Raw genomic sequence first — 9,018 nt, 5'->3', positions numbered from 1 at the left:
AGAATTATTTACGTGATAATAACGCGGAAGGTCAAATACGAAGACAGCCCGAACGATCAGTCGTTGGCAAAATTCCGGATGGATCAGGTCAAACGCGCCATCTCCAGAGCCAAAATTACTGAAGGTCTGTGTGTGCTGAGCGAAACCAGCAATCAGGGCAAAGTGATCTGTGCCAGCGTCAGCATGACCCAGCCAACTTAACGGGGGCCGGAACGGATCTTACCGAAGAGATCTGGGTCGCCACTCCATTCCAGGGCATGCAGCGTTCCGAATGCGGCTTAAGGGCCGTCGCTTTCGTTTGTCCGCCGGGGAGCTTTCTTTCATAATAAACAGGAGAAACATGTTCTCGCCATAGGTATCATCGGCGGCACTGAAGAACTTTTCCCGGTAGTTTGAGATGCCCTTCTCGGCGGTGTAGGCCTCCAGACAGGAGGCAAAGGCAGCCGTCAGCTTCAGATGATCATAGAGAGGAATATCGGTAAGCTCTCCGGTATTGGTGGATGAAGGCACATAGGAAAGATTGGCCTCCAGAAGCGACAGTACTGATGAAATGTTTTCCTCGGTACAGGAAATTCCGTGCAGATTCTCCTCAAAATTCCGGGTTATCCGCTGATAGAAGCTGTTATCAAGGACGGCCCTGTCAGACGAGGGATAATTTACCTTTTCCAGGGTCAGAAAATCCTGACGGTAGTGCTTACTCTCGTTATTGCCGTTCAGAATGTTAAACACCGATTCCAGTGGCACCGTTCTGTCAAAACCAGCCTCCGCACTGTCATCCCGCCCTCTTCTGTCAACTGCCGCGGCAATATTGTCGGCAAAGTATGCGAGATAGCACAGATCATCATCGGGCACCCTGGCAGATGACAGCATTTTCCCGTGATGATACCTGACGCAGTTAAGAATTGCGGAGTCCTTAATGCCCAGCTCCTCCAGAAACTGACTTCCGGAGAGACTGTGATTCCGGGAATCCTGTCCCGATCGGTACACAACCTTGCCAACATCGTGGAGAAGGCTTCCGATTACAAGTTTCACCTGGCGTTCAGTCAATGACATGTTTCATACCACCATTATTGTTTTCAATACGAATTGCCCCCATTCCGATAGAGGTCTTAACTCCCACCCCGGAAAACTCCCCGAATCTGAAAAGCATATGGGCAAAATTAATCATGGATTTGGAACCGGAAAATCTGAGGGATATGGTTCCGGAAAATGAAGGGATGGAAGCCCCGTCTACAGGAAACATCCGGCTTCTGAGGTTATAGCGTGTGATTGCTGTTGTTTCACAGAGTTCGTTCAGGGCGGACAGATCGAAAACCGTACTGCTGCTGTCCTTCATGGCTGTATCGTACCTGTTCATCATGCTCTTGTAGATCTTCCTGATGTCGGGGAAGATGCAGTAACCGCCCTCGCTCTTAAACGACATGGGGGTGATGATTCTGATATCTGTAAATCGGGGCAGAGGATCTCCGTAAAACAGCGCCGCCAGAGAATCATAGGACAGTTCACTGTAGGAACGCTCCCCTAGTCCGACTTCGGCGTTAAGCTTTTCAATAAAAACACTGTCCCTGCTCATCAGAGCCGCAATAATCCGGCTACAGGCTTCCTCATTGGTACAGCTTATGACCCAGTACACCGCCCCGTCTTCTTCACGGCTGATATACTGCGCATAGGGATGCAGCCGGCTTTCATGAAGAAAATTGGCATAATCGCTGTCAATCATGTTCATGAGAGCCCCGTGGAACAGCGATCCTCTGGTACAGGAAAGAGAAACGTTATCCGGTATCTGCAGCCGGATTTTCAGTCTGCTTAATTTTTGCATAAACAACAATGAGAGCCTGACAATATAACTTCAGCATGGAACAGAGAACACCTAAAAGCGCCATGTCTCGCGCATTTTAAGCGTTGCTTTCCGCACGTTTAAAAAAGTCTATAACAAGGTTAAATTAACAAAAACGATAACCATTACTTTTTGAGAGCCTGAACACAGTTATAAAGATACTTAAAAATAAAAATCAAAACCTCATCTCAAAAACACTAAAGAGAACCGTATTAAATCTCAACCGCATACATTTACCGTAATAACATTAAGAAACGCCTAACTATAAACATACAAAATATAAAAACATGACAAAATTCTCAGTTTTCAGCAGCATAATAAATACCGCCTAAGCAGTTATGTATAATCGGAGACAGGAAAGATAACATAAAAAGGACTCCGCCTTGGCCTATTTATGCATTTCAGAACAGGGAGCCTTCCTGGGTATTTCCGGTAACAGATTTACCGTAAAATCGAAGGGAGAGGTAATTAAAAGCGTTCCCGCAGAAGTAGTTGATGTGATCGAGATCTTCGGAAATGTTCAGGTATCCACGCAATGCCTTACAAAATGCCTGCGGTCCGGAATTGACGTCATCTATCTCTCTATGAACGGCTCCTATCAGGGCCGGCTGATTTCTCTTAGCCACGCCAATTCAATTAAACAGAGAAAGCAGCTCTGCTATTCCAATGACAGGGATTTTTCCTTAACCATCAGCAAAAACATCATCGCAGCAAAAATTTCAAACCAGATTGCCATTCTCCGCCGCTACGGCAGGAACAGGAATACGGATTTGTCTGCGGGGTTCCGAAATATGAGACTGGCTGAAAAGGCGGTCATGAAATGCTCCGTCATCAGCCAGATACTGGGACACGAAGGATATGCCGCAAAAGAGTACTTTAAATATCTCGGGGGGCTAACCGATCCGCAGTTTGCCTTTAACGGGAGAACCAGACGCCCGCCCAGAGATCCTTTTAATTCTCTGATAAGCTTCGGGTATACCCTGCTCTTCAACGAAATAATCGGCATTATCGAGCTTAAAAATCTTAATCCGTTCTGGGGCTTTATTCATCATGATCATCTTAAGCACCAGAGTCTGGCCAGCGACTTAATGGAGGAATGGCGGGCGGTAATAGTTGATTCCCTGGCCATGTCATGTCTCAACGGACATGAAATTGTGATGAGCAACTTCAGGCAAAATGAAAACAATCAGGGAATCTATCTCAATCAGGAAGGAATCAGGCTCTTTCTTTCTAAATTTGAAAATAAAATGAACACCAAATCCAGGTATCTTGATTTTATAGATTACGCCATCAGCTTCCGAAAGGCTATCGAATATCAGATCGAGAGACTGATTAAGGCAATAGACAGAAATTCTCCGGAATATTATATCCCGGTACGTATAAGATAATCTGCATAAAACCGCGAACAGCAGCTTTTTAAAAACGTCATCATGAATCAGTATGTTCCTAAAAATGACAACAACTGCGTATATGCTCTGGTGATTTACGATATCCAGTCCGATAAATTGCGGGACAAATTTGCAAAAATGATGGAAGGCTTTGGCTACCGGGTACAGTTCTCAGCGTTTGAGGTTTTTCTCCCGGCCAGAAAATTCAATGATCTTCTGAAGCAGATTCCCAAAAACATGGATCTGAACAGGGACAGCGTCCGTGTTTACGTATTAAGAGCAGATGGAAAATTTATCTTTTTCGGCCAGAACGTTCGTATTGAAAAAGACTCCCTGATTATACTGTAAGGTTCAGATTCTGATTTTTGCTGCAAAAATCAGGACAGCATGAGCAGTGTTTTATTATTAAATGAGGATGGCTACTAATGAATAAAACCATACTGTTTTCACCGGTGGGCGGTACTGATCCCATTTCAGAAAGCAACAAGAAGGAGGGCTCTCTCCTCCATATCTGCCGTTTCTACAGACCTGATACCATCTATATGTATCTGTCAGGAGAAATGGTCAGAAAGCATCATGAGGATGACAGATACCGGTACTGCATAAACAGGCTTTATGAAAATTTCGGAAAAACTGCCGACATCCACGCAATTGAAAACCCGGAACTTCTGAATGTTCATGATTTCGACTACTTTTATGAGGAGTTTCTGAAGCACATAAAAGAGATTCTCGCCACCATGGACGAAACCGACCGGCTTATCATAAACATTTCCTCAGGAACCCCGGCCATGAAAAGCGGCCTTCTGGTACTGTACACTCTGGGCGGCTTTGCAGCAAAGCTGATCCAGGTTGCCACTCCTGTCCAGGGAATGAATGAGCATCATCACAGCAGGAATCTCAATGTTCAGGATCTCTGGGAGTGCAACATTGACAACACTCCGGACACTCCGAACAGATGCCGGGAGGTGGAGTGCCCGACACTGGAGGTGCTTACCCGGGAAAAAATCATTGAACAGCATTTAAGGGCCTATGATTACCCTGCCGCACTCGCGATAGCACAGTCTATCAAAGAAAAGTCGTCCGGCTATCGCAAATATATCGAAGCCGCGATTTTCAGAAACACCTTAAAATTCAACGATGCCAAAAGCATCTTTCCCAAAGAACAGCTGAAATTTATATTTCCGGTACAGGACAGCAATTTAATACAATCTTTTGAATATGTTCAAAATCTGGTAATCAAATACCGAAGGAAAGAGTTTGCTGATTTTATCAGAGCAACCACACCGGTAATTGTAGAAATGTTCCTGCTGGTATTATTAAAACAGGCCCATATCGATATAAAAGGCAGCTATGCCCGAAAAAATAAACACAATGCTCTTAAATGGGATGGTGACAAGGTGATAAATTCTGATATTTTTGATATTCTCAGCAGGTCATTCAATAACAACTTCGATCCAAATTCTTATGTTAACTCCACAAGTATTCTCCATATAATTAGGAAAAAAATATCAGATCCTCAGATTATTAAACTGGCAGAGGATATCAGAACCGTAGAGGAAAGCATCCGGAATAGCGCAGCTCATCAGATAGTGGCAATTGATGAGGATTACATACTCAGGGAAACCGGAATAAAAGCTTCTGCTATTGTTGAAAAACTGAAAAAGCTGTTTGAGCTGTCCTGCAGGAGTGTTGATAAGGATTCCTGGAACAGCTACGATCGCATGAATGACTTTATCATTTCCCAGATTAAAAAGTAACTCCTGTGATTCTGCCTGACAGGCACGGACGAATTCCCCGGAATGTTGCGCTCCGGAGAGTTTAGTACGCATTCTGATTCCGGAAAGAAATCACTCCCAAAGATCAGCACCGGGATTTTATGACACTGTTTCTCTTCTTAATTGCCGGTGGACTTTTTACACGGGATCAAAAAAGCCGTCCGAAGACAGCTCTTTCGTAAAATCCTGCTAGCTGAGATACCCCTCAGCCGGCCTTCCGGAGTATACTGAACTCCAGCACTGCGGCCTTTTGCCGTTCCCAGTTCTCAATCCTGAGGAAAGCAACCACCCCGGGAGTGCCCAGCACCAGAAAATCGCCCTTTCTGGCAAAGCTTCTGGAAAGATCAGCGGAATCCTGAACATAATCAAAATCTGTAGCAGCCAAAGGCTCCAGAGTGCAGCACTCGCCGCACTCATCCACCATCAGGACATGATTCTGTTCTCCTTCATATACTACGGGATTACTGATAACTCCGTAGCACACCAGCCCGCCGATATTCCTGAGAAACAGTGAGAGCTCCGAAACATCGGAGAACATCAGAACCCCGATATCGGTTACACCGCTGCCAATCTCCTCAACCCGGGAAACACACTGCAGAAAAACAAACCTCTCCCCGGTGCCAACCTTGAGAATACCGTTTTTGAGCCTCACGGTTCCGGCAAGAATTTTGGACTCATCCATCCGGTCAAACTGCAGCGGCCCCTGTGCCATAAGAACATAATCAGGATACAGGAGATTCCCCCGCACCCCATTCATGTTGTACGGGACATTCCGTAAAAAACGCTTATATACCAGATCCGGGGTTGAGACTCCGGAGGTAATCAGCTCGCTAAGCTCCGTTATTCTGTCAGGACTAAGGTTTTTCATCATCAGCCGTGTTATTTTTCCAGATAATCCGTTTCCAGCCATAAAAGTAAGCAGTAGTGGCATCATTAGAAACAGACATGTATGCAAACGTTTTCTAAATTATAGCCTATCACCCGTTAATTGTTAACATAAAACCGGAGCGGACCAAAAAAATTGTTAACTTCGCCATATCGGATTATGCGGAATGAGATCGGGGTATCACTCCGCACAAAATTCTGCCAGGAATCGCCCTCTCTGAAAATCACCGTCTGATGATTTCCGGAAGGAGATTTCAGAAAACTTCGCTGACGCCTCCTGTTCCCCGGCGCCACAGCAGGAATTTATGCTTTACAGTTACCTTTCGGATACCTGGCATTAAAGATACAGGAAGAGACCGCACCGGTCTTAAAACTGCTTTTATGATGACAGGGAGAGGATCGGTCAGAAATCCCCGGGCCCCAGGAACAGAAGCGGAATCTGATCTCCCGGGGCTGATATTAATGCCATCTCCCCAAAACGCCGGCAGATCTGCCATTTCCCGCCGGAATATTCCTGACAGAAAAACGGAAGTAAAAAAGGAAAACCATATCTTCAAAAAAAATTTTCGGAAGATTAATAAATATCATTGACTTTGAAAAAACTGTAATCCATAATTGCAGAAGCAGTGCACCGGAGGGACTGATATCTCCTTTCTGAAAAAAGTCCCGCAGCCGTTACCGCCAGACCTTCCCGGGCTCAGTATCTCCCGGTGAGGGAATTTTCAGAACCGGACAGCAAAGGAGGATTTTATGCGCAGCGCTTCATCATTTTCAAAAGATCTTTCCGTTACCATCAGGGACTGCGGTGTTAGGGAACTCTGAGACCCCCTGAGTCCTTCAGGACTTTTTCTCTCTCTGTTTTCTCTTCTTCCGTCCCGGCTTCATCGCCCGGCGTTTCGTATGTCATACGCTGATATTGCGTAACCGAAAGCATCATTCTTCAGTCTTTTTGCTTTTTAAATAACTGTTTTTTAGTTTCTGCCGTCTTAAAAGCGACAGTACCGTCGTCTGTACGCCCTGCGGGCACTCTGCCCGTTACGGATTCCGTACAGGAAAAACGGTGAGATCCCAGGCCTGGTATAAAACTTCCCGCTCTCAGGGCGGAAGGTATCCGGCACAGTTCTCCCGGACGGTACTCCTGCACGAACGGCAGCTTATCAGGAATATTCAGACGTATGCATACTGTAATTAATGGCGCCTGCGCTTCCGCCGTGGTCTATACCGTGACGGATCCCGGCATTCAGATCGATACCTGGGCCCGCAGTCAGATCACTGCCCTCTGCAATAACGAAGCCTTCTGGGAGAGCCGGATCCGGGTTATGCCGGATGTCCACGCCGGAAAGGTCTGCCCCATCGGTTTTACCGCCACCCTTGGCGACCGGGTTATGCCGGTGCTTACAGGAGCGGATATCGGCTGCGGCATCTCCATGGTCAGAATCACCCGTGGCAAACCGGACTGGATCCGTCTGGACCGGGTAATCCGGGAGTGTGTTCCCTCGGGCTTCGCCGCCCGGACCAGGCCGTCCGTGTTCGCAGGCTCCTGGAATCATGACGATCTCCGGGCCGCCCGGCATATCCGGAGGGATCGCGCCCTGCTTTCCCTGGGAACTCTCGGCGGCGGCAACCACTTCATTGAAGCCGGTTCAGACGGCGACAGTCTCTTTCTTGCCGTGCACAGCGGAAGCCGCCATCTGGGCCGGGAAATAACCGAACACTACCTGAGTGCCGGACAGCGCTGCCTCAGGGATGCCGGCATCACAGTCCCCTACGAACTCACCTGGCTCACGGGAGATCTCCGGGAAGACTGGCTTTATGACACCGCTACAGCCCAGAAATATGCAGCTCTTAACCGGAGCATCATTATCCAGGAAATCCTCCGGGGAATGAAGTGGAAGGCGGAGGAGATTCTTTCCTGCGCCCATAACTGTGTTACCGCGGGGCCGGAACCAGGCTCTCTGATTTTGCGGAAGGGAGCCATCTCCGCCTTAGCCGGAGAAAAAGTACTGATTCCGGTCAGCATGAAGGAGGGAATTCTTACGGGATTCGGCCACGGGAATCCGGAATGGAACTATTCCGCCCCGCATGGCTCCGGCAGAATCGTGCCGCGGAGCGAGGTCAGGCAAATCTGCACCGTAAACACCTTCAAAAAGGATATGCAGGGAATCTATTCCACCTGTATCCATGCCGGAACCCTGGACGAATCCCCGGCTGCCTACCGGACCATGGATGCCATCAGGGAGGCGGTGGCGGAAAGCGTTACGGTCACCGGAATTATAAGACCGCTCTACAGCTTCAAGGCTGGAAATGCAGAATAAGGAGAAGAAACACATGCTGGTGCAAATTAGTTCCGGTCAGGGACCTGCCGAATGCGAACTCGCCGTCAGTCTGCTGCTTCAGGCTCTCAGGAAGGAGTTTCCCGACCTTGAGGTAGTGGAATCCGGCAAAGGACGGGAAAAAAACTGTCTCTCCTCGGTGATCTTCAGAACCTCCGGAGATCTCGCCGGACTTGAAGGCAGTGTGCAGTGGATCTGCCAAAGCCCCTTCCGTCCACGGCACCGCCGGAAAAACTGGTTCATTGATGTTCACATCATTCCGGAGGCAGCCGGGGTAATCCCGGAAGGGCCGATCCGTTTCGAGCGGTTTCATGCAGGCGGTAACGGCGGTCAGAATGTCAACAAGGTGGAAACCGGGGTACGCCTGGTACACCTGCCCACCGGCACCGTGGTAACCTCCACCGCCGAGCGCACGCAGGAACTGAACCGCCGCGATGCCATGAACAAGCTCAAGGACATTCTCAGAAAAATGGCGGAGGCTGCCCGGGCGGATCAGAAGAACAGTGCCTGGATAAGACACTACAGGCTGGAACGCGGAAACCCGGTTCGTATCTACGAAGGACTGGATTTCAGAAGACGGAGGTAGCAGAAAGGCCGGAGGAAGCCAGCCCTGAAACAGAGGGCGCTTCCTCCGGTTTATAAAAAGGATCCGGAATTTTTTTGCGGGTGCCGGGATGTCAGCAGACAAAAAACAGAACCCCTGCAGAGTTCTCCCCCTGCTGTCGCTGATTTGTTAGTTTGTCCGGTTATTACTAAACTGATCCCGAAAATCGGGCAGTAAGTCTGACAGGTTGAAGACG

At 48.1% G+C, this 9,018-nt stretch carries 8 protein-coding genes and 1 pseudogene; 6 read left to right on the top strand and 3 right to left on the bottom strand.

What is annotated here, in order from left to right; genetic code table 11:
- Positions 1-201: pseudogene (locus F557_RS0109050) on the top strand (IS110 family transposase); the annotation flags it as partial.
- Positions 202-219: 18 nt separating this feature from the next.
- Here the strand turns inward: F557_RS0109050 and cas10 are convergent.
- Positions 220-1,053, bottom strand: coding sequence for a type III-A CRISPR-associated protein Cas10/Csm1 (gene cas10, locus F557_RS0109045; protein WP_019001909.1), 834 nt, complete (start codon positions 1,051-1,053; stop codon positions 220-222).
- Positions 1,040-1,819: a CRISPR system precrRNA processing endoribonuclease RAMP protein Cas6 gene (gene cas6 / locus F557_RS0109040; RefSeq protein ID WP_019001908.1), complete on the bottom strand. Its 780-nt coding sequence runs from the start codon at positions 1,817-1,819 to the stop codon at positions 1,040-1,042. The genes cas10 and cas6 overlap by 14 nt, the downstream gene beginning before the upstream one ends.
- A 401-nt stretch (positions 1,820-2,220) precedes the next feature.
- Between cas6 and cas1 the strand changes: the two genes are divergently transcribed.
- The 3 genes from cas1 to csm6 all read left to right on the top strand — a co-directional run bounded on the left by cas1 (position 2,221) and on the right by csm6 (position 4,982).
- The gene (cas1, locus tag F557_RS0109035) at positions 2,221-3,225 is read left to right on the top strand and encodes a CRISPR-associated endonuclease Cas1 (protein ID WP_019001907.1); all 1,005 of its coding nucleotides are present in this window, start codon (positions 2,221-2,223) and stop codon (positions 3,223-3,225) included.
- 42 nt (positions 3,226-3,267) lie between these two features.
- A complete protein-coding gene (gene cas2, locus F557_RS19435; protein WP_019001906.1) occupies positions 3,268-3,573 on the top strand; it encodes a CRISPR-associated endonuclease Cas2 in 306 nt (101 codons plus the stop codon).
- A gap of 77 nt (positions 3,574-3,650) precedes the next feature.
- The gene (csm6, locus tag F557_RS0109025; RefSeq protein WP_019001905.1) at positions 3,651-4,982 is read left to right on the top strand and encodes a type III-A CRISPR-associated CARF protein Csm6; all 1,332 of its coding nucleotides are present in this window, start codon (positions 3,651-3,653) and stop codon (positions 4,980-4,982) included.
- Positions 4,983-5,205: 223 nt separating this feature from the next.
- Here csm6 and F557_RS0109020 read toward each other — a convergent pair whose 3' ends face one another.
- The gene (locus tag F557_RS0109020; RefSeq protein WP_019001904.1) at positions 5,206-5,871 is read right to left on the bottom strand and encodes a hypothetical protein; all 666 of its coding nucleotides are present in this window, start codon (positions 5,869-5,871) and stop codon (positions 5,206-5,208) included.
- 1,189 nt (positions 5,872-7,060) lie between these two features.
- On the opposite strand from F557_RS0109020, the gene F557_RS0108995 reads away from it, so the two are divergent.
- Both F557_RS0108995 and prfH read left to right on the top strand, forming a co-directional pair.
- On the top strand, positions 7,061-8,200 hold the full coding sequence (locus F557_RS0108995; RefSeq protein WP_019001899.1) for an RtcB family protein: 1,140 nt from the start codon (positions 7,061-7,063) through the stop codon (positions 8,198-8,200).
- Positions 8,201-8,213: 13 nt separating this feature from the next.
- Complete coding sequence (gene prfH, locus F557_RS0108990) at positions 8,214-8,804, top strand: peptide chain release factor H (protein WP_026297837.1); 591 nt, start codon at positions 8,214-8,216, stop codon at positions 8,802-8,804.
- Positions 8,805-9,018 lie beyond the last annotated feature (214 nt).

Origin of the sequence: Succinimonas amylolytica DSM 2873, from assembly GCF_000378405.1 — a bacterium.
GTDB classification, from domain to species: domain Bacteria; phylum Pseudomonadota; class Gammaproteobacteria; order Enterobacterales; family Succinivibrionaceae; genus Succinimonas; species Succinimonas amylolytica.
This window is presented reverse-complemented; position numbering and strand designations above follow the sequence as displayed.

Bases quoted from the DNA above. Each gene is read 5' to 3' on its own strand.
- cas10 (WP_019001909.1), bottom strand. From the start codon at position 1,053: ATGTCATTGACTGAACGCCAGGTGAAACTTGTAATCGGAAGCCTTCTC.
- cas6 (WP_019001908.1), bottom strand. From the start codon at position 1,819: ATGCAAAAATTAAGCAGACTGAAAATCCGGCTGCAGATACCGGATAAC.
- cas2 (WP_019001906.1), top strand. From the start codon at position 3,268: ATGAATCAGTATGTTCCTAAAAATGACAACAACTGCGTATATGCTCTG.
- csm6 (WP_019001905.1), top strand. From the start codon at position 3,651: ATGAATAAAACCATACTGTTTTCACCGGTGGGCGGTACTGATCCCATT.
- F557_RS0109020 (WP_019001904.1), bottom strand. From the start codon at position 5,871: ATGATGAAAAACCTTAGTCCTGACAGAATAACGGAGCTTAGCGAGCTG.
- F557_RS0108995 (WP_019001899.1), top strand. From the start codon at position 7,061: ATGCATACTGTAATTAATGGCGCCTGCGCTTCCGCCGTGGTCTATACC.
- prfH (WP_026297837.1), top strand. From the start codon at position 8,214: ATGCTGGTGCAAATTAGTTCCGGTCAGGGACCTGCCGAATGCGAACTC.